A 20,736-nucleotide genomic window follows, 5' to 3' on the forward strand; every position below is an offset into this window, starting at 1 on the left:
CGCGTAGCCACTATATACTAAATTTCACGGTACCCTGCACAGGTAGCTAAGTCTGGCGATAAAAAAATCTTGATGAACAATCAAAGACGCGAAAGCGGGTCGCTATTAGTTAGAGTTACGGATCTTTTCTGATTCACCTAAGATTTCACTAGGGCCACGTCGCCATTCTTTGGATTAACAAGGAACAATGAGTTGTACGGTATATTTAGCATAGTGAGCATTAGCCAGTGTTTTTGCGTCGCTTTGATTTGTACGCCGTTATCGGCTCTTTCCCAACCAAACACGACACATGTCTGCATGTTTGTGGACGACCAACCCAGCCACGCTCCCTATAACGCGGCCTCTACATATCGGGTACACCGAGGTGAACCGGCGTCTATAGGCGCGAGTGCTATCATGAATGTTCGGCTCAATGACGCCTATGGCCAACAAATATTCGTACAAGAATCCCAGACCGTTTATCACGCAGTCAACTTACAGCCAATTATCGACCGTGCAATCACGCTTTGGAATGGGCGTCTACGGCAATTCGACTTGCCGAGTCAACGCTTTCACATCCGTGGAATAGACATTCGACAACCGAATGAAGTGGAAATCATAGTCGATGCGCAGTCGGTTTCAGGGCAGGGGCCTGGGGCGGTTCTTGCACGTTCCGAACCCTTTGAAACTGGCACATTTCCTGGAATCCCCCATGGGTTAATCCGTTTTTATGGTAACTGGAGTTATTCTGATCGGTGGGAGGCTTTACGGGAGGCTTTCCCGCGATACGCATCCGATTCTGTTGTCGCCGAAGCCTTGGTCTATCTTGTTGTTCTTCACGAGTTAGGTCACATTATGGGGCTTGCTCATCCGGGTGAGGCTCCAGTCGGCCGCGACGTACCTGCGACCGGCTCAGGAATAATTCGTGTGCTGAATATGCCTTTCGCGTCGGACGGGCGTCCACCGATCATGCTGCCGGATAGTTTGGATTATTTTCGAGCGCTTCGTCGTTATCGCGGAACGCCTATCAGTTGGGAGGACATCGACATCACTCCGGCAGAAGCAGGAGCACTGGCGGACGTGATAAAAGGCCAATGTACAAGTACTGAAGCTGAGTCCACTATAAGCAGCTTCGAGACCCACAAGCTTGCGACCGATTCAACTGGATGCGGCAAATTGAAATACGTTCGGCGATTGATGTTCTATACAACATTGCCAAGTTTGTTCGGTATTTTTTCATCAACTCAGTAAGCACTGAATCACTCCAACACATTTTTCTCAAGGAATGGATCAAACCATGTCGAGCCTCCGATTTCTGTCTGGGACGACCCTTGTCCTATTCGCTCAAACGGCTGGTGCGACTCCAGCATATAATTGCGATGCGTCCTACCAGGCTATTGGAAGAGTTTCGGAGGTGCTGCTGGGTGTGGATGATAAGAACGATAAACGGATTTCCTTCACTTTCGTGAATGAAGCTACGAAACTTCCCACAACAATCTCTGTTCACAACAAGATTGATACAGCTGACGGACAAGCGGCTTATTCAATGCTTCTTACTGCATTTACCACGAGAAGTCGCGTTCAAATCGACCGTTGCACCAGCAAGGAGTTGACTGCCTTGCGTTTGTTTGATTCTTAAAAGGGAGCATGATCGATCTGAATTCCGACGAAAACCCTTAACGTATCTTTGGGTTTAGATGTAGTAACTCGGATCTCTCCATACGAGACGTGTTTGAGTAGACATCACGTCTGTCTTTAAATGCCGATATTTTTACGCGCCTTATGATTCAACATCCCAGAGCGCGCAACATATAATTCTTTGTCTATAAGGTCCCTAAGGCAGGCCTAACTTGGGGTGACTTGTTAATGCAAGATAATAATATTTTGAAGGGCTATACTGAATGTATTCTAATTTACGAGTGTTACCGTCTTCTCAGAACTGTGTTGGCGACCCTGATCTTAAACGCACGATAAGTGGCATTGGGTGCATTGGGAACCTTGTTGGTAAGCGGCTTCTTCACATGAAGAACGTAGCTCTTTTTAAGGCAGCGAAGCACCTTCCTGTAGAAGACCAGGGTCAAGAAGCGCATGTGACCGAGCAAGCTATAATCATCGCGTCTTCATTCGGTTTAGATACGGTGTCCGTTCGCAAATTTGGGAGTTTTCAAATGAAGGCAGCAAAGGCAGTGCAATATAGATACCGTGCGCAGTTGCTATTTTTTGACAGGATGCCGGATGCTCCAAAGTCCCTCGATAAGGAACGCGAGCGAATCGCAGCGATTGGTGAGGAACTGCTCAGGCTGCTGGCTACGCGCTTATTGTGTGGTATCAAGATCGAGGGTTCAGACCGTCAAAAGTTCATAGCCATGCTTGATGCACACGACCTGACTAAGGCAGAACGTGGTATGCTTTTCGACGCAGTTCAACGCGTCATACTTGCCTGACGGCTCCTACAGATCGTGTATTAAAACTCAAAATGACGATGAGATTCTCAAAGTTATGATAGCATATTTGTTTAAAAACGTCGGAGTTACGACATCTAAGCGGGGATTTCATCTGGTAGGAATTGCCATTGCTACAACCACGATTTTGATTGTACTGCTATCGCGTCCGGGATTTACAGATGTTACTTCCAAGTCTAGGCTCGACGTAATTCTTTCACGCGGCACATTGAAGGTCGGAACAACGGGGGATTACAAACCTTATAGCTTCAAAGACCTCAAAAGCGGAGCGTTCAAAGGGTTTGATATAGATCTAGCTTACGATCTCGCCAAAGCGCTCGGAGTTGAGGTGGAGTTCATAGAGACGAGCTGGCCGACGCTCGCGGAGGACCTTAAAAATGATCGTTTCGATATAGCGATGGGCGGGATATCGGTGACGCTCGAACGACAAAAGACAGGGCTTTTCTCCAAGCCTTACTTAAATGACGGCAAATCTCCAATTTCTCGCTGCGCAGAACGGCATCGATACTTCACAATTGAAGACATAGATCGAGCGAATGTAAAGGTCATCGTCAATCCTGGAGGAACGAATGAGAAATTCGTCGTAACTCATTTAAAACATGCGAAAATTCTGGTTTGGAAGGACAACACAACCATCTTTGACCAAATTGTCGAGGGAAAAGCTGATGTTATGATTACAGACGCTTCCGAAACAATGTATCAACAAAAACTTCATCCTGGAATACTTTGCGCAGTTAACCCAGACCGGCCATTTAACAACTTTGAAAAGGCCTACTGGGTTCAACGTGCGCCTTACCTCACGGCTTTTGTCGATCAATGGCTCTACCAATTGAAACGCAACGGAATTTTTGATGCGCTCTACCAGACTTGGTTCCGGTAAGTTGCCCCACATACCAACGATCCCCGTTTGGCGCTTCGCCTTAGAATCGTCGCAAAGTTTTATCGGGGCCTCGAGAGAGGGAAATCAGCTTTGGTGAATTGGTGACACAGGTAGTATTGATCAATTGTACTTCGGATTACTTGCCAACGCTATTCTCGGAAGGCATCGGCAGCGTTGGTTTAAAAAAGTCATTGTTTTTGTGGCCCGCTCCTATCATCTTGAATGGACCTTTATCGGCGGGGACATGCACGTCGAAAAGAAATCTTGAACACTTGGAAACACTTACTCCAGGCAGTTCCGGACAAACTGAGGAATTGTTTGCCTCTCCGCCCATATAGCACTGCCTTACAGAGGTTGTTCACGGATGCTTCAGATGAGTGCGTTTTCACAGATCCGAGAGGTTCTTCGCTGAGAGAGCCCATTTCGGTTCGCCGGTCAGAGTGCTCATCGGTTTGGGTTGGCAACTTCGCTCGCACGCCTCGTTAACTTTGAAAAGGTAGCATTGCCAAATTGCTACCATTCCAACATTCTCATGGAAATCTACGGCTCGGAAGAGAAAGCAGATTAAGCATTTGAGTCCTTTGCTCTAGAGCGCGGTTCTCCGGTCAAATCCGCTCCATTCCTTTGGCGAGGCCCAGGCATAAGGGGACGGATAGGGGATCTCGACGCCTAAATCATGGGCGGCATGCCAGCCCCAACGTGGGTTATCCAGAAATCCACGCCCGATAGCAACTTGATCGGCCGATCCAGCAGCAATGATTTCGTTCGCTTGTTTTGGCGAGGTAATCATCCCGACCGCGCGGGTGATTAATCCAGTCTCATTTTTTATGGCACTCGCTAGTGATACGTGCGAGGCTTCCGGATTGATATTAGTAGGGCAGTCAACTGGTATTCCACCCGATGTGACGCATGCGTAGTCAATACCTATGTCTTCTAATTGCCTTGCAAGTGTGACCGCGTCCCGAAGTGTCAAACCGTCTTCAGTCCAATCACTGCCCGTAATGCGCGCGCCGACTGCGATATCATCAGTGATTTGGCGAACTGATCGTGCAATTCGCAAAGGGAACGCCATCCTGCGTATATTGTCACCACCCCACATGTCTTGGCGGGTATTTGAAAGCGGTGAATGGAACTGGTGAAGCAGATAACCATGGGCAATATGGATTTCTAGAACCTTGATGCCCAGACGTTTGGCCCGAATGGCTGCTTGTTGGAAATCCTCAGCAATCTTATCAAGCTCGTCTTCGCTGGCGGCGTACGGAAGCTGCCAACCGGCCCGATGTGCGATTGTCGATGGTGCAATCGTCCTCCACGCATCGGAGCCTGTTAAGCTACCTCCAGGTGTCTCCCAGGGACGATGAGCGGAGCCTTTTCGTCCAGCGTGCGATAGCTGGATTCCAAACTCAGTTCCAGGCAGGGCGATACGACGGGCCTGACATAGAATTTCACCAAGCGCATCCTCATTGGCATCGGAATACAATCCGAGGCAGCCATGCGTTATGCGTCCTTCACGGGAACCGGCGGTGGCTTCGATCATGATCAGACCGGCACCGGACATCGCGAGCGACATGAGATGTTGCGTATGCCAAGCTGAAGCACAACCGTCATTGGCCATATACTGACACATGGGCGCAACAGCTATACGATTGGGGACTTTAATATTCCCCAACTGTAGCGGTTCAAACAGGATGGGATCTCTCATTTTGGGTCGTTATGCTCCAAGCCGCATAGCGACTTTTCCAGTTTCGTTGCCGGACCAGAAAGTCTATTTATTTCCGACTTGGCAACCCAATTCACGTTCATATCCGTGAATCAAACCTCCCCAACCTGTTGCGTCCCCTAAAACTCTGGTCTCGTCGTGTCCTTACTGGCGTGATAGGGATGCTGTCGCCGGCAATGAACGGCTATGTTTCGCTCGCCTATGAGAGAACGCGCTCACCGGCTTTACCCTCGAAGGCACCGTCAGCGGTTGCTAGAAAAGCGGCAGCGTTCAGATAACGCTCTCCACTATCGGGCAACACTGCAACAATTGTTTTGCCAGCAAAACTCGGGCGTCGTGCAATTTCCGTCGCGGCATAAAGCGTTGCACCCGCAGATGTCCCTGCGAGAAGGCCTTCTTCGCGGGCCAATGCTCTAGCGGTAATTGCTGCAAGTTCGGGGCTTAGTGCTATGATTTCATCGACGATATCTCTGTCGAAGTTTCGCGGCAGCTGCTGCGGCTCTGCTTCGGTTACATTGTGTACACCATCGATTTCAGGCGGATTGGGGTTATCTTCACTTGGCAAAGTCGAGACGTGAGGTTCAGAGATTGCAAGCCAAATGTCAGGGTTCTTTTCGCGCAGAAAGCGACCCGTGCCCGAAATGGTACCTCCGGTGCCTACACCTGCAACAAAAGCATCAACGACACCGTCGGTATCGCGCCAGATCTCCGGACCAGTGCTGTTGTAATGCGTTCTTGGATTGATTGGATTGGCAAGCTGATCTGTGAAATAGGCGTCCGGGTTCTCACTCCTGATGAGTGCAGTAACATTTTCAAGTGCGTCTGCGTCGAGAAAGTACGAGTTGGGAATGCGAACAATTTCAGCGCCGTAGTGTTCGAGCAAGCGGAACTTGTCTGGGCTGATGTTGTCGCTCGCGTAAAACTTGGCTTTGTAACCCTGCGCTGCCGCTACCGCTGCAATGCCAATCCCTGTATTACCACTCGTTACGTCAACAATTGTTCCACCCGGCTTGAGTAGATTGCGCTCCTGTCCATCGCGAACGAGTGCCCAGGCAATACGATCTTTCACGCTTCCGGCTGGATTTAGATACTCAACCTTCACGAGGATGCGCGCAGTTAATCCACGATTTTTACGATACCGATGTAACTCGAGCAACGGAGTGTTACCGATTAGATCTGTGATGTTATTACTGATTTGTGCCATCGCGGTTCCGACCTTCCCGTCCTGCGCTTGATTGAACGAGAACGATTGTAACGTTGCGATGCGGCGGCAAAAAACTATAGGATAATATTATTACGGTGTAATGGGGTATGAGTGGTCAAATTGCTTCAAACAAATAGAAATTTTGTGCAAAGCGTTTGAAAACAGGGTCAACGACAGTTGATAGGGTGTATTTAGCTCCAGCAATCAATCGTTACTATCCGTTGAACCGCAAAGTTCTAAGCTTCGTGACATGCACGCGTGTATTGCCTCATTTCGCTCGAAAAGCCACAAACTAATCCACCCTAAACGCTGTTACTAAGGGACACTCCCATGTCGAAGGCGAGATTGTTAAAGCACGGCATGAAGAGATGTGTATGTATAGGATGGTTTTGTGATGAGACTAATCAACTGTTAGTCGAGAAAGGCTATGAGCGCGCCGACCCTGGCCTGTAATATCTTCGCAGAACCGATCCACTATTTCTTATCGACAGCCTTTTACGAAGAATGTTCATACGGGACCAAATGAAAGTGATCTGGGACGAGCGCGTAAACAGACAAAGTGTCCGCCCCGCCAATTGCTCGGAAATTTCAGGCAGCGGGGATTAAGTGTTCAAAATTGGTCGCTAGCGCATGTTGATTTACAGCCTTAACAGCGGCGCAATGCAGCGTTTTGAAAATTAGCTTATCCATGTCATCAACTTCGGTCTGATCGAACTGATCGACCATTCCCATCAGCGCTGCCTCAACGATTGCCGCCTTTAAGCGCTTGTTTGGTGTGTAATTCCCTGCCATTTGGTAGAGCAATTGCCACAGTTCCGATGACATGCATGCACGCGACAAAGAAGGGAGAATCATAGTACTCCTCCTAGCTAGCAGGCAAGAGCACATCTCAACCCTTAGCCGCCACCGCCTACAAATTCGGATGATGACGATTTTATAAGCATACTCTTATAAACAAAGGTGTCAAATAGCGCTTAATCGTTCGAAATGTGTTCCGGCGCCGCTCTTGGATTGTTACTCCGTTGCGCAATCCATGCAGATGTGCCGTAGGCATGCTCCTACGATATGCATTAACGGTCATATCTGCATAACCTATTAAGTCGTCTGAACTGCGATAATTAGAAACTGCAGGTCGCATTTGATGTCTTTGCCTTCCATTATCTATAGATAATCAGAACGTTTATTGATTGAAACAAGAATGAAAAGGAGAACGTCTTTCCTTCTAGCCATATTGCTTTGATCAGTTTACTCTCCTTCTTGTTGCGCCGCGTTTTGGTGAGGGCGTAGCATCTCATTAAATCTTTTGGGCACTGACAGAGAGGTTGATCATTGATGAAATCATGGGGCGAACGTCTTATTGGAGGACTGAAGAGGTGGCGCTCGCAAAGAAGCGAATCCTCTGTAGATGAACAACCCGATCGTCAGAAAGGGTCTGACGAAAATCGCGAAACAACCGATCGTGATACGCAGGAGATAATTGCGAACAATTTCAAAGGCGAAAATGTTGATATAGTTCGTCAGGTAACACTTGAAACCCCTGATGAGGAAGCGAATGCAGACGAACCAAAGGCCCTTCGGCCATCAGTGCACTCGGTGCTGAAGAAAGAGGAAACGACAAAAGAGCCTTCCTCCTTTGCTTCCAAAGCGCGAAAAATGTCACCTCGAGTGAGGCCACCGGAGACGAAAGCCGCACAAGAGGGGCAGCAAATAGTCTCTTTGGAGGAAAAGCGCACGTCAACGAGCGCGATCCCAGATAAGCAAAGGATGATCACGGAGAGTATCTCTTCACTGGATCACAGCTCCCCAGATTCAGAACTTGCGACGGAAACAGCACAAGGAACTCACGAAGCAGTTGTTGCCGCGTCAACGGTGGCTGCGAGCGAGAATGCAATTGTCGCTCTTGCCACAGACAAGCAGCTGCTTGAAAAAAGGTCAATCTCCGATAAGGCAAATAGCAAGGACGACGCGAACCAACAGACAAAATCGTCGTCTCCACTTGAAGTCGAGTCAAAGCGACACGAGTCCCCAGCCAAGAAATCCGAGGACGGTTCGGTGACAGATGCTGAGCTGGCAGAACTGGAAGCAGAGAATGCGCGGCTTAAATTACTGATATTGGAAAAGTCGAAAGGAGAAGCGAACAGCTCTTAAAGGTTCTTCCACGATCACGACTTCAGGTGACAATTCTTCGGTGGCTCTGTCCTGCATTACACGATTGAAGACACATTGCTACGGATGAGCCTGGCGTTTTCAAAAAGCCCGGCCAACAGTTCTGGTTCAAATGGAAAACAAAGGCAGTCGCGAGCAGCTCAACGGGTCAATGTCGCGGATCCAGACCGGCTTGGACGTGCCTCGTGCGTTGACCGCAGTCTATACCTGTCCCCAGGATATGTGAACCGACTGCGCGTTACTGCGATACCATCCCGCCAGGTTTGCCGGTCGACTAGCAGACATGGCTGACTTGAGTCGATTTGCAGGTTTTCGCGTGTTTCATCGTCCGCGCGTATTGCGCGTATCGTGTTTTCGACCGTAGTGACGATTGTATTACGGAGCAGCCATGCATTTGGGGTTGTGACTGTAAAGTCCTGCTGAAGGTAATCTGGCGCTTCGATCGCATTCACGTAGCGCTCCTCGATTTGAATGGGTGTTCCATCTTCGAAATGCAGAAGCTTACTGTAAAATACCGGGCTATCGGATCCAGCCTGCAGCATACTACGTCTTGGATGGTCAGCGCCTAGCATTTCGTGCTGTAGGATGCGGCTACTGTGCGCGCCACCTGATAAAATCACATCCTCGGATGCATCAGGGAGATTGAATATTGCGCACTGCATGCGCGGCCCGATTACGAAGGTGCCGCGTCCTTGAATGCGCAGCAATACGCCGTCGGCCTGCAATTCTCGTAAGGCCCTTCGAACGGTTAGGGGAGAGGCACCAAAAGTGCCTGCCAGATCATCCTCGGATGGCACCTGGAAGTTGGCGGGCCACTCCGCGGATTCTATCTTCCTGTCGATGGCTGTTTTAATCTGGACATAAAGGGGCTGGTCAGAATTGCTCATATCTTTACGCATAATGATGTTATTATCTCATTATAATCACATTATAACCGTAGCCGGGTCAAGCCAACTTTGGCGATTTGTAAGTTTTGATGGTGGATATGCGAAGTAGTCGCCCAATCCGCATATGCTGATGATTATAAGGCGTTATGTAGCGGCAAGTGATGCAGTTATCTCAATTTCCACCTTGGCGCCGTCCACGGGGATCTCGCAGATCAGAAATGTGCTAGTCGGGCAAATATTGGCGAATAATTCCCCCAGAACTGGCGTCACCTCGGCCGCTGAGGTCCGGTCGCTCACATAAACACGGCTTGCGACAGCGTTTTGCAAGCTGGCACCTAAATTGCGCAGAACCTCATCGATATCCGCCAAGGCATTGCGCGCTTGTTCCCCGGCGTTTGTTGGGAATTGACCTGTGGATTTGTTTCGTCCGGTGGTGCCCGAAATATAGACCGTAGTGCCATCAATTACGGCCTTAGCATAACCCGCAATCTTTTCCGAAGCTGCTCCCGTGAAAATTCGCTCTACCAATGTCACTCTTCCTCTTTTGTTATCTTTATAGCCATAGATTTTCGAGATCATCTCGCGGCTTGCCGCTGAAATCTGGCGGGTGACAAAGCTCTGATGTCAGCGCTTACAGCCCTGCCAGTCGCGAGTTCTGCGAGCACTTTACCGACCATCGGACCTAGGCCGAAACCATGCCCGCTGAATCCAGTCGCAACAAGAAGTCCTTCGAGGCCGGGTAGGGGGCCGAGCACGGGAATGACATCTGGCAAGGTATCGATGATCCCGCCCCATACCGCTTCAATTTCGAGCGAGGCCACTTCTGGCATGAATGCACGCAACTCGCTTTGTGCCTGCTCAACACGTTGCCTGTCAGGCGCGGCGTTCTCAGAACCCGGCACTATATCGGCGATCGTCGGTGGGGATTTTATTCGCCTCACTTTATCGAGCAGATGAAGGTAGTTAATCTTCGCTGCGTCCGGATTGCTGCGCATTGTTTGTCGATAATGACGAAGATAACGCCATGAATCGAGGCGCAGATCGTACTCCCCGCCTGCGACGGAAAACACAAAAGCCCCCCGCACGTCTTGTCTAATTCCGGTGAGTGGTAGAGAAACGCAAGGATCCATCGATAGCTGGGGCGCAGCAACAGTTCGGCAAACTGTGGCACGGATTCGTTCCTGAGGTAGGTCAAATCCGACCGCACGCAACAGTTTTCCGCTGCCAGTTCCGGCACAGCAGACAACGCATTGTGACCGATAAAGGTGCCTATCAACCCAGACCCCACCTATTCTTCCGGCCGCAATTTCGAGCTTTGTCACCTTGCTGCCAAAGATCGCAGCAACGCCTATTTCAAGAGCAGCTTCAAAAATAGCTCTGGTTGCCCGGCCGGGTTCGGCCCTGCCGTCAGTCGCCGTAAACATTGCGCCACGGATCTGGGTGCCTTCCCTCAGTAGCGGAATTTTCTGATGAATCTGCTTCGGGCTCAGCAACAATGTGTCTAGCCCGTATTCTCGTGCACGGTTCTGCCAATTCTGCTGGTGTTCAATATCCGTGTCATTGACTGCGAGCGCGACATTGCCGCCACAGAACCAGCCGACACAGCGTCCGATATCCTTCTCTAAGCCCTGCCACAATTGGCGTGCGCCCATAGCCAGAGGCAATTCTCGGAAATCGCGCCCCTGTTGTCTTACAAAACCAAGATTGCGTCCCGATTGGCGGGAGCCTGGTACGTCATGCTCGATAATCAAAACGCGCAACCCGAGGCGCGATGCATAAAGAGCAGTAGAACAACCGACGATGCCGCCGCCAACGACGATCAAATCCCAGTCTCTTTTGCTCTTCAGATTGTGTCCATCTAACATTCAATGAACCTTTGAAAGGAAGGAGCGGGTTCTTGCAAAAGCAGCATTGCTCAGAATCTCGCTCGGCGACCCGCATTCAACAATGCGGCCCGCCTGCATGAAGGCAATTCGGTTACAGACTTCGCGGGCAAATGACATTTCATGAGTGACTACCATCATTGTCAGCCCCTCCTGCGCGAGTGAACGAATGACGTCGAGAACCTCTCCAACAAGTTCCGGATCGAGTGCACTGGTCGGCTCGTCAAACAACAGCACTTTTGGTTTCATGGCAAGTGCCCGCGCAATCGCTACGCGCTGCTGCTGGCCGCCCGATAGCATGCGAGGATAGTTATGCATTTTATCCGCAAGTCCGACCCGCTCAAGCAGGACTTTCGCCTGCGCTTCTGCATCTTTACGTGCGACGCCGAGGACATGCACCGGCGCTTCCATGATGTTTTCAAGGGCAGTCTTGTGGCCGAATAGGTTAAAGTTCTGGAATACCATACCGATCCGGGCGCGTTGCCGAGCAATCAACTTTTCTGGCAGTTCGTGTGCAAAATTCCCGATACGTCGGTAACCGATCAGCTCACCTCCAACGGTAATGCTTCCCTTCTCGATTGTTTCAAGATGGTTCACACAGCGTAGAAGTGTTGATTTCCCAGAGCCCGAAGGGCCAATCAGACTGATTACTTCACCTGCTCCAACCTCGAGGCTGATTTCTTCCAATACAGTCAGGCTTCCGTATTTTTTCGAGACACGGTCAAAAACAATCATCGGATCGAACATTTTCATCGGACCTTCTGGCGAAACAAGCGTCTGGATGGTTTGGTGGCCGTGAGCTTACCCGAACGACCAAAATGGCGTTCAATGCGCGTCTGGACCGAACTCAGGATAGTTGTTGCCGCAAGGTACCAGATACAGGCGACGATCAGCAGTGGAATGGTTTGGAAGTTTCGGGAATAAATGGTCTGCGCGGAATAGAGAAGGTCGGCAAGCGAGATCACACTGACCAGTGATGATGTCTTGAGCATGCCGATCGTCTGATTGCCGGTGGGTGGAATGATAACAGGCATTGCCTGTGGCAGTACAATGCGCCACATCGATTTACCGTTTGTCATACCAAGGGATTTCGCTGCTTGGCGCTGCCCCGGATCGACCGCCATCAGCCCGCTTCGGATTATTTCTGACATATAGGCACCTTCGTTCAGCCCCAGCCCAAGAACTGCCGCCGTAATCGGTGATATCAGCGTATTAGTGGGAACAGAAATCCAAAAGGATGTGAACGGGACGCCAATCGATAGCTGCGGGAACAACGCACCCAGATTATACCAGAAAATGAGCTGAACGAGTACGGGGGTGCCGCGAAAGAACCAAATATAAGCTTTTGCGATTGTTGAAATAACCGGATTTCCCGACAGCGTCATAATGGCAAACACTGTGCCCAACACCACACCAATTATCATAGTGACGGCTGTTAGCCATAAAGTTAGGGAAAGCCCCCAAAGGATGCGTTGGTCAAACAGATATTCCCAGACCACCTCCCATCCAAAATTCGGATTGGCTGCAATCATGGTTGTACAATAAACAACCAGTATCATAAGCAAAGTTGCAGCGAGACGTGTCTTCCAGGCACTTGCTTTGACATAGGTAAGCATTTCCCGTTGAGGGAAGGGGAGCTGGGAAGGGATTCGGTTGTCGGACATTGGCGCAGTCTCTCACAAAAGCAGTGGGGAGCAGCCGGTGCCTAACACACCGGCTGCCGTCATCATTTTGCGCCAGGTATCGTGGCGAGATTGATACCGGGTTCGTGATCCATTGCCATAGGAGAAACAGTCCACTTGGCGTAGATCTTCTCGTAATCTCCATTGGCCCGCACCTCATTCAACGCACGAAGCAAGGCTTCACCGAGATCACCTTCGTCCTTCCGGAACGCAATGCCACTTGGCATTCTTGGTAAAATAGGCATAGCAATGACCTTGACGGGGTGCGGTGCTGCTTTGGAGATTTCCCCCGCAAGGGCCGCAGATGTCAGTACAAAGTCGCTGCGACCGGAGTAAAGCGACAGCAGGGTTCCTTCTGAAGTTCCAAACTCGGAAACAGTTGGCTTTTCTTTGCCAGCCTCAACACACGCATCGCCAAGTTCTTTGGTGATCATGCCGACCCATTCCGTGCCGCTTTGCGCCGATCCTTTCAGGCCACAAAGACCAAGATGATCGCTAACGCCTGCGCCATTTTGCTCAAGAACATATGCCGAAGATGTCGTATACCCATAATCGACGAAACTTACGACCTTCTGTCGCTCGGCATTGTCAGTGATGCCTTCCATCGCGATATCCCAACGTCCAGACTGCACACCGGGGATGAGAGAGTCGAATGCGACGGAGGTAACATCCATCTTAACCTTGAGGCGATCGGCAATTGCATTCCACAAATCGACTTCGAAGCCGACGATTTCACCCGCATCATTCACAGACTGAAATGGAGGATATTTAGCGTCAGTGACAAGCTTGAGAACGCCCGCATCCTTATACTTCTGAGGCAGGATTTCTGAGGCAGTCTGCGCGTGGACCGGGCCTGTCATTACAAGGAGTCCAGTGGCGACAATCGCCGCTGCCGTCCGTTGAGTTAATCTGCTTTCAATATTCATTTTAAGGTTCCCATTTATTGGCCTTGATTATTAGTGAGCCGTACGGCCTTTACGGCTCACCCGTTTTGTTTACATCCGCGGTTAACCGATAACGAACGGGTTGGCTATTTCCTCTGCAGTCGACAGCCAGACCGCTTTCGTTTGTAGGAACTCTCGGATTCCTTCCAGCCCATTTTCCCGCCCTATACCGCTCTTTTTATAACCGCCAAACGGTGTGGTGTAGGATACATCACGATAGGTGTTAACCCATACACTGCCGGCCTCAAGACGTTCTGACATCAGGATTGCCCGCCGCATATCGGCGGTCCAAACCCCCGCTGCCAGTCCGAATTCACTATCATTCGCAATGGCGATGGCCTCGTCAGGGTCGTCGAACGGAATAGCAGCAAGCACCGGACCAAAAACCTCTTCACGCGCTATCCGCATATCGTTGTTAACACCCGCAAAGATTGTGGGTTCAATAAAAAAGCCATCCCTGCACTCGGCTAGATCTGGCCTTTTGCCTCCTAGCAGCAGTTCGGCTCCTTCTCCACGCGCCACATCGATATAACCTAGTACCTTCTCGTATTGCATGGCGTTTGCAATAGGTCCGATCCTCGTATCCGGGTGCGTTGGATCACCGATCCGTGCCGTACGGGTAAATTCCGCCAATTTTTCCAGGAACTGATCGTGAATTTTTCGCTGCAATAGCAAACGAGAACCTGCAATGCAGGTCTGTCCGACCGCACCGAATATACCCCCCACGACGCCTCGCACGGCATTATCGAGATTTGCGTCCTCAAAGATGATATTAGGCGATTTACCCCCAAGCTCTAAACTCACGCGCTTTATGTCTCGGGCCGCAAGCGAATAAAGATGGGCGCCGGTCCGCGTCGAACCCGTAAACCCAACATGGCGGGTAAGCGGATGGGTTACGAGAGGCTCTCCAACCTCTGGTCCATAACCTGTGACCACATTGATCACACCATTTGGAAAGCCAGCCTTGCAGACCAGTTCCATCAATTTGAGCGCCGTTGCTGAGGTATGTTCGGCAGGTTTCATGACGAGCGTGCAACCCGCAGCGAGCGCCGGGGCGGCCTTGAGTGAAAACAAGAATAGAGGGGCGTTCCAGGGCACGATCCCAACACAGACGCCGAGCGGCTCATGGCGCGAGAAACTTAGCGCATTTTTGTCACAGGGATGGACCGCCCCTTCAATCTTATCCGCCAGCCCGGCATAATAGTGGTACCATCGCGGTATGTAGCGGATTTGATGGCGCATTTCGGCCAGTAGTCGGCCATTATCCCGTACTTCGATTTCGGCGAGCTCGTCTGCATGTTCTTCGATCAGTTCGGCAAAGCGCTGAATGATCCGACCTCGTAAACTGGGATGCATAGACCGCCAAGGGCCCTCAGTAAACGCTTTGTGTGCCGCCAGAATTGCGCGATCAGCATCTTCCGCGTTGCCGCGGGGAACCAGTGCCCAGGGCTTTGCGGTAAAGGGATTGACTGTTTCAATATATTCTCCAGATGCCGGGGCAACCCATTCACCATTGATATACATTTGAAGCTTCGGAAGGTCCTCAGTCGACATAATTCCTCCTGATTTACGGTCACACACGCCAGTATAATCACTGATTGACACGCCATCTGACCAAATTCTGCTTTTTACGATATTGTTATATATGGGAAATGATATCAGTATTAATGTCAATAGAAAAAGTTACTCGTTGAAAACGCGAATTTACGCGAATTCGAGCGTGGAAAAAGGCAGGAGAATCCGGAAAAGCGTGAGGCCGAGCAGGCGAGATGCGGGTGAAATGGACCATCGACCGAAATTTATGTCTTGATTATGATATCATAATAGGAGAAGTCTGATAGTAGTTATGGCGATTTGGTGAGCGTATCTCCGTGAATTCAGACCCGCATCTTTACGAAAAAATTAAAAACGAGATCGATCGGCGCATCGAAAAACAGATATGGCCCGTCAATTTTCAGGTGCCTTCTGAATGTGAACTCGCTGCCGAATTTGACGCTTCGCGACCGACAGTGCGTCGCGCGCTGCGAGAACTCCAGGTCGCAGGTGCAATCATGCGTGTTCCACGTCGGGGTACTTTTGTGCTCGGACCACGGACCCAATGCGCAGTCTTCAATCTCGTCGATATTGGCGAGGAGATCATTGGTTCAGGTGGGGCGCACACCTGCCAAATTCTGGTCCATACGACGCTTGCAGAAGATGACCCTGCGAGAAATTTGCTGCATTTGGCTGCAAAGGAACCAATTTTTTATAGCCGTATTCTGCATCTTGAGGACGGAACGCCTATTCAGCTCGAAGAGCGCTACGTCAACAGCGCGGAAGCTCCCACATACGCAGAACAGGACTTTAGCGTTCGCGGTCCGGACATGTGGCTACAACGCGCCACAGAGATAACCTCAGTTGAAAATACAATACGCGCGATCAGAGCAGATGATGATGTTCGGCAATTATTGCAAATCGATTGCAATCAGCCCTGCCTGCTTCTGGATCGTTCAACATGGCGCGATGGCATTCCAGTCACTCGTAGTCGTTTTATCTATCCTGGTGATCGCTATCGACTGCGTTCTGCTCATGAAGCTCGAACCCATCGATTAGGCCTGATGTCCAGTTTTAGTAGTGTCCGCTAAAATACACAAGGGAACTGTAAATGAGAGATTTTATTAGCCTACTCAAAGAGCGCGGTGAATTGCTCGTCGTCGATCGCGAGATCGATCCGGCCCACGAGCTCGCTGCCGTCACACAGCTTGCGCAAAAGAAATGGGAAAAGCCCGTAATGTTCACAAACGTGAAAGGCACGCGGTTTCCGGTCGTCAGTAATATTTACAGCACACGTGAGAGAATAGCCGAAGTTATAGGTATTGATGCGGGCGATTTTTGCAGACAATGGAGCAGACTCGCATCGTTGGGTGCGTCGGAGATGGCGCATCCATTGCGGCTTGCAGCAGACGAAGAACTACCCGAATATGAAGATGTAAAATTATCGGATTTACCACTGATCACCTATTCGGATCGCGATGGTGCGCCTTACTTCACATCCGCGATGTTTATTGCGCGCGACCCTGAAACGGGAGTGGGCAACCTTTCCTATCACCGGTCCATGTATATTAGTGATAATGAGCTTCGCTGCAGGCTGGCACCTAGACACCACCTCACGATCTATCATGAGAAGGCCGAAAAGCTTGGAAAGCCATTGGAGGCGGCAATGTTGATCGGGACGCCATCTGCGGCATTCCTGACTGCGGCAGCGCCCTTGCCCTACGACGTTGACGAGCTGGAAGTTGCTGCGCGACTGCGTGGAAAGCCTATTCCAATGCGAAAATGCAAACATATTGACTTGGAGGTCCCGGCCGAAACGGAAGTGGTCATTGAAGGGCGCTTTTTGCCAAATGAGCGTCGGCCAGAAGGACCGTTTGGCGAGTTCATGGGATATTATGTTCCGGTGGGGCCAAATGCCGTTTTTGAAGTTCTCGCGGTGACTGTGCGCAAAGACGCCATGTTTCATTCTATCTTATGCGGCTCACCCGAAGAGGTCTTGACGCTTGAACTGTCCGTTTCAGCAAACATCTTCCAGAGACTGAGTGCGGCGTTGCCAGGAATAGTGAATGTCACTTGCCAACCCTTCGTCAATCACGCAATTATTCAGATTGAACCACAGTTCGAGGGGCATGCGCGTCAAGTCATGCTTGCTGCAATTGGCGCTGAGCCGATTTGGTCCAAGCAGATCACAGTCGTGGATAGGGATATCGACATTTACGATATGGATGACGTTCAATGGGCGATCCTGACGCGATGCCGTCCAGACAAGGATATGCTGATCATACCCGAAACACCTTCCTTCTATCGGGATGAGCAAAAGGATCATTGGGGACGCCTGCTTGTTGATGCGACCAAGCCCTGGGGGCGTGAGGCCGAGTTTGAACGTAAGCGGCTGCGTCTTGGGGATAAGGTAAAGGCTAGCGACTGGTTCAAGGGAGCTTAAAATCATGGCCCCGGCTCGCATAATCATTGGTATATCGGGCGCCTCCGGCGCCCTTTACGGAGTAAACGCACTCCGGCTTGCACGCGCATCCGGTGTCGAGACGCATCTAGTGGTCTCACGCGCGGCGCTACTTACGCTTCATCAGGAGATGGGAATTCAAAAATCTGATCTTACTAGTATGGCTGACATCGTGCATTCGGCATCGGATGTGGGTGCATCAATAGCTTCGGGATCATTTAAAACGATGGGCATGCTGATCGCACCATGTTCGGTCAAAACGCTTTCCGAGATTGCAAGCGGAGTGACGTCGACTTTGATGAGCAGAGCCGCCGATGTGATCCTTAAAGAACGACGGCGACTTGTACTTATGCTCAGGGAAACGCCACTCCATCTCGGCCATCTAAAATCAATGACTGCGGTAACCGAGATGGGTGCAATCGTTATGCCACCGGTGCCTGCATTTTATTCACATCCCGCTTCAATCGATGAAATGGTTAATCACTCTGTCGGCCGCGCGCTAGACTTGTTTGACATTGAGACTGGGGTCGTAAAACGGTGGCAAGGATTAAAGGCTCAGACCGATCAATGAAGGTCAACCGGCCGCGACGGGCCATCCGAAACTCATCTACCTAGCATCACCGGATATCACGGGGGATATGATGAAGCACAGTGAAGTCACATCGGGGCTTTGGTCATTCATGATCACGTTCTACACCCTGCCCGGAGCAGCGGAAACATTGCTTTCGTTGCAGGATGAGTATGATGTCGATGTGGTTTTGCTACTGGCGGTGCTCTATGCTGTGTCAACAGGAACCCGTCTCAGCGCTGGAGACATAATGAGCATCGATGCGGAGATAATGCGCTTTAGAGAAACTGCAATTATTCCTCTGCGCACTATTAGAACGCGTTTAAAATTGCTCCCTGAATTCCCAGCCGACAGCTCTGTGGTGGCACTCAGGAAAAAGGTGAAGCGACTGGAGCTGGAAGCTGAAAAAATTGAAGCTTTAGCGATCGCGCAGCTGTTAAAAAAGTACCAAGTTACAGAAGAGCCGATTACCGATCACGGAGTTGATAGTACGATCGCGGCCTTCTTTCAATTCATCGGGTATAGAAGCCCAGGCAACGAAGCTGCTCCGCTTGACGCCACCATGCAACCTTTGAAGAATTATCTAAGGGACATGAACGCACTCTGCGCGCACCGGCCGCTGTGAAAGTTGCTGAAAGCAGCTATTCATTTAGTCGAAAAATTGCCTTTTGGGGGTACGGTTTGCATAGATGCGTGTCTTCACCTTGCCGTGAGGATTGAAAAGCTTTTGTATTGCGTATTTTGCAGAATGTTAGCAATTTTGTCCCCAGATTTCAGCTGTTTATGAAATTTGTTTCACAAGTAGAAACGCTTACTTGCTGAGCGTCCCAAAAAGTATTAGCAAAAAGCTGCGTTTATATTCTTTTGAAAGAGAAAACCACATGAAGCGTCTGATCTTAACTGCGATTTTTACTGGTGTCACTTTAACGGCATCAATGGCTCAGCAGCCGACTCCTGAACAGATGGAAATGGCGTATAACGCTGCGCGAAACCAAGCTGGTGTCCTCAAGTACTGTGAGGAAAAAGGTCATATCGACGGCAGTGCGTCCGAGGTTCAAACCAAGTTGCTAGCTCTTGTACCGGCCCCTGCGGACGTTTCAAAAGGTGACGCGGCTGAAGAAGTCGGAAAGCAGGGCAAGGTCGCGGTCATGGGTATGGAACAAGACATCGCGACAGCCGCAAAAGCACAAGGCATTGACGAAGCTAAACTTTGCGAAACAATGGCAAGCGCACTTAAGCAGGCCGCAGCGAACCTTCCGCAATAAAACTTCTTCAAGCGCATTTACTTTATCGATATTCTGCAGCCCGTTTAGCCGAAATGCTGTACGGGCTGTAAGCATTTTTGCGCCTGAATCCGCGGCGAACAGGCGACTTTGGTGCTCGCCGCTCGTGACAAAGCTAAGAAGTGCCTCGGTCGGAAAGCCCGTTCGGATCAACTTAAGCTGAAGGGCAAGCCAACAATAGATATTAAAGCGGGACGAGCGGCAAAGCTTTTGCTCATTCGCTACAGCTAACTCACAGTATTAAGTCCGCAAAGGTGGGTAACATAACAAAAATGAATCCGTCGCAAACAATCGATTCATAAAACTCGTTAGACCTGATTGGAGGATTGGTAGATCCTCCGATTATGTCAAATTCAATGAATTTCTGCTTTCGAAAAATCGTTCCAGAAAGAAACATGAAGCGTTATTACTCAATCACGCTCACAAAGACGCTTTTTGACGAGTGGTGCATCGTTTGCATTTGGGGTCGATTGGGGGGTGGCGGACAAAGCCGCCAATACACCTTCAAATTTGAGCATGAGGCACGCTTCCTACTCGAAAGGCTCGTCAAACGGCGCTACACGCGCCAATATCATCTGGCATGACTGAGTGTTAGTCAAAAGCGCATCCATTGATCTCATCGAGCAACAATTTAGCACGTCCATGAGTGGTGCTTTCTGAATACCCACCCAGTGAGCAATAAAGCGATAATTATCGCTAATGTGACCATTCCGACAGCGCCGTCGGAAGAAGAAAGAAACCATGTGAGCGCAGGGTGGTCACTCGTGGTGGTTTGATCAAACATATACCAGCGATTAGTGTTGCGCCCTCCGCTTCCTGAGCGAACAACTGAGCCGCCAATGAGGGCTGCCAGCCAGGGCCGTATGAGAGCGTTGAGAATGACGCAAAATATTAACGGGAAAATGACAACAAGCTTGTTAAAGGACGGACGCAGCTTCTTCGCCTTTGACCAGACTGAATGTGCGACTGCTGTTAATTGCTGGTGCGATTGCTTCATTTTAACGACCATCGACCTTTAAAGGGATCACACACTCTACAACCTTGCCTGGACCATTGACGCTTCGAACGCTTCCGCCCAGCCGAT

Annotated in this window: 20 protein-coding genes; 10 read left to right on the forward strand and 10 right to left on the reverse strand. The window is 50.2% G+C overall.

The features are described 5' to 3' along the window. The first annotated feature begins 396 nt into the window (after positions 1 to 396). The 3 genes from KMS41_21295 to KMS41_21305 all read left to right on the forward strand — a co-directional run bounded on the left by KMS41_21295 (position 397) and on the right by KMS41_21305 (position 3,321). A complete protein-coding gene (locus tag KMS41_21295; protein ID QWK81088.1) occupies positions 397 to 1,230 on the forward strand; it encodes a hypothetical protein in 834 nt (277 codons plus the stop codon). Between the two features lie 770 nt (positions 1,231 to 2,000). After that, positions 2,001 to 2,423, forward strand: a complete 423-nt coding sequence (locus KMS41_21300; GenBank protein QWK81089.1) for a hypothetical protein — start codon at positions 2,001 to 2,003, stop codon at positions 2,421 to 2,423. Positions 2,424 to 2,478: 55 nt separating this feature from the next. After that, positions 2,479 to 3,321: a transporter substrate-binding domain-containing protein gene (locus KMS41_21305; GenBank protein ID QWK81090.1), complete on the forward strand. Its 843-nt coding sequence runs from the start codon at positions 2,479 to 2,481 to the stop codon at positions 3,319 to 3,321. A 586-nt stretch (positions 3,322 to 3,907) separates the two neighbouring features. Here the strand turns inward: KMS41_21305 and KMS41_21310 are convergent. The 3 genes from KMS41_21310 to KMS41_21320 form a co-directional block, all read right to left on the reverse strand. After that, the gene (locus KMS41_21310; protein QWK81091.1) at positions 3,908 to 5,023 is read right to left on the reverse strand and encodes an oxidoreductase; all 1,116 of its coding nucleotides are present in this window, start codon (positions 5,021 to 5,023) and stop codon (positions 3,908 to 3,910) included. A 217-nt stretch (positions 5,024 to 5,240) separates the two neighbouring features. Further along, positions 5,241 to 6,245, reverse strand: coding sequence for a cysteine synthase family protein (locus KMS41_21315; GenBank protein ID QWK81092.1), 1,005 nt, complete (start codon positions 6,243 to 6,245; stop codon positions 5,241 to 5,243). A gap of 588 nt (positions 6,246 to 6,833) precedes the next feature. Continuing rightward, entirely contained in the window at positions 6,834 to 7,100 is a 267-nt protein-coding gene (locus KMS41_21320) for a hypothetical protein (GenBank protein QWK81093.1), read from the reverse strand. Positions 7,101 to 7,577: 477 nt separating this feature from the next. On the opposite strand from KMS41_21320, the gene KMS41_21325 reads away from it, so the two are divergent. Then, a complete protein-coding gene (locus KMS41_21325; protein QWK81094.1) occupies positions 7,578 to 8,393 on the forward strand; it encodes a hypothetical protein in 816 nt (271 codons plus the stop codon). A 158-nt stretch (positions 8,394 to 8,551) separates the two neighbouring features. On the opposite strand, the gene KMS41_21330 is transcribed toward KMS41_21325, so the two are convergent. From KMS41_21330 to KMS41_21360, 7 genes are all read right to left on the reverse strand, one after another. Beyond that, positions 8,552 to 9,298, reverse strand: a complete 747-nt coding sequence (locus tag KMS41_21330; protein ID QWK81095.1) for a UTRA domain-containing protein — start codon at positions 9,296 to 9,298, stop codon at positions 8,552 to 8,554. A 144-nt stretch (positions 9,299 to 9,442) separates the two neighbouring features. After that, complete coding sequence (locus tag KMS41_21335) at positions 9,443 to 9,826, reverse strand: RidA family protein (protein ID QWK81150.1); 384 nt, start codon at positions 9,824 to 9,826, stop codon at positions 9,443 to 9,445. 47 nt (positions 9,827 to 9,873) lie between these two features. Beyond that, positions 9,874 to 11,163, reverse strand: coding sequence for an FAD-binding oxidoreductase (locus KMS41_21340; GenBank protein QWK81096.1), 1,290 nt, complete (start codon positions 11,161 to 11,163; stop codon positions 9,874 to 9,876). Next, positions 11,164 to 11,916 (reverse strand): amino acid ABC transporter ATP-binding protein, encoded by a 753-nt coding sequence (locus tag KMS41_21345; protein QWK81151.1) that lies wholly within the window; start codon positions 11,914 to 11,916, stop codon positions 11,164 to 11,166. It abuts the gene before it with no gap. Between the two features lie 14 nt (positions 11,917 to 11,930). Further along, positions 11,931 to 12,797: an amino acid ABC transporter permease gene (locus tag KMS41_21350; GenBank protein ID QWK81152.1), complete on the reverse strand. Its 867-nt coding sequence runs from the start codon at positions 12,795 to 12,797 to the stop codon at positions 11,931 to 11,933. A gap of 110 nt (positions 12,798 to 12,907) precedes the next feature. Continuing rightward, entirely contained in the window at positions 12,908 to 13,789 is an 882-nt protein-coding gene (locus tag KMS41_21355) for an ABC transporter substrate-binding protein (protein ID QWK81097.1), read from the reverse strand. An 81-nt stretch (positions 13,790 to 13,870) separates the two neighbouring features. Then, positions 13,871 to 15,361: an aldehyde dehydrogenase gene (locus KMS41_21360; protein QWK81098.1), complete on the reverse strand. Its 1,491-nt coding sequence runs from the start codon at positions 15,359 to 15,361 to the stop codon at positions 13,871 to 13,873. 317 nt (positions 15,362 to 15,678) lie between these two features. Here KMS41_21360 and KMS41_21365 point away from each other — a divergent pair, with 317 nt between their 5' ends. The 6 genes from KMS41_21365 to KMS41_21390 all read left to right on the forward strand — a co-directional run bounded on the left by KMS41_21365 (position 15,679) and on the right by KMS41_21390 (position 20,236). Further along, entirely contained in the window at positions 15,679 to 16,431 is a 753-nt protein-coding gene (locus KMS41_21365; GenBank protein ID QWK81099.1) for a UTRA domain-containing protein, read from the forward strand. 20 nt (positions 16,432 to 16,451) lie between these two features. Then, the gene (locus tag KMS41_21370) at positions 16,452 to 17,783 is read left to right on the forward strand and encodes a UbiD family decarboxylase (GenBank protein ID QWK81100.1); all 1,332 of its coding nucleotides are present in this window, start codon (positions 16,452 to 16,454) and stop codon (positions 17,781 to 17,783) included. 4 nt (positions 17,784 to 17,787) lie between these two features. After that, positions 17,788 to 18,372, forward strand: a complete 585-nt coding sequence (locus KMS41_21375; GenBank protein ID QWK81101.1) for a UbiX family flavin prenyltransferase — start codon at positions 17,788 to 17,790, stop codon at positions 18,370 to 18,372. Positions 18,373 to 18,439: 67 nt separating this feature from the next. After that, on the forward strand, positions 18,440 to 18,994 hold the full coding sequence (locus KMS41_21380) for a TIGR02444 family protein (protein QWK81102.1): 555 nt from the start codon (positions 18,440 to 18,442) through the stop codon (positions 18,992 to 18,994). Positions 18,995 to 19,250: 256 nt separating this feature from the next. After that, positions 19,251 to 19,634, forward strand: coding sequence for a pore-forming ESAT-6 family protein (locus tag KMS41_21385; GenBank protein QWK81103.1), 384 nt, complete (start codon positions 19,251 to 19,253; stop codon positions 19,632 to 19,634). Between the two features lie 413 nt (positions 19,635 to 20,047). Beyond that, positions 20,048 to 20,236, forward strand: a complete 189-nt coding sequence (locus KMS41_21390) for a WGR domain-containing protein (GenBank protein ID QWK81104.1) — start codon at positions 20,048 to 20,050, stop codon at positions 20,234 to 20,236. Positions 20,237 to 20,736: the final 500 nt, after the last annotated feature.

This window comes from Ochrobactrum sp. BTU1 (assembly GCA_018798825.1).
In the GTDB taxonomy this organism is placed as follows: Bacteria; Pseudomonadota; Alphaproteobacteria; order Rhizobiales; family Rhizobiaceae; genus Brucella.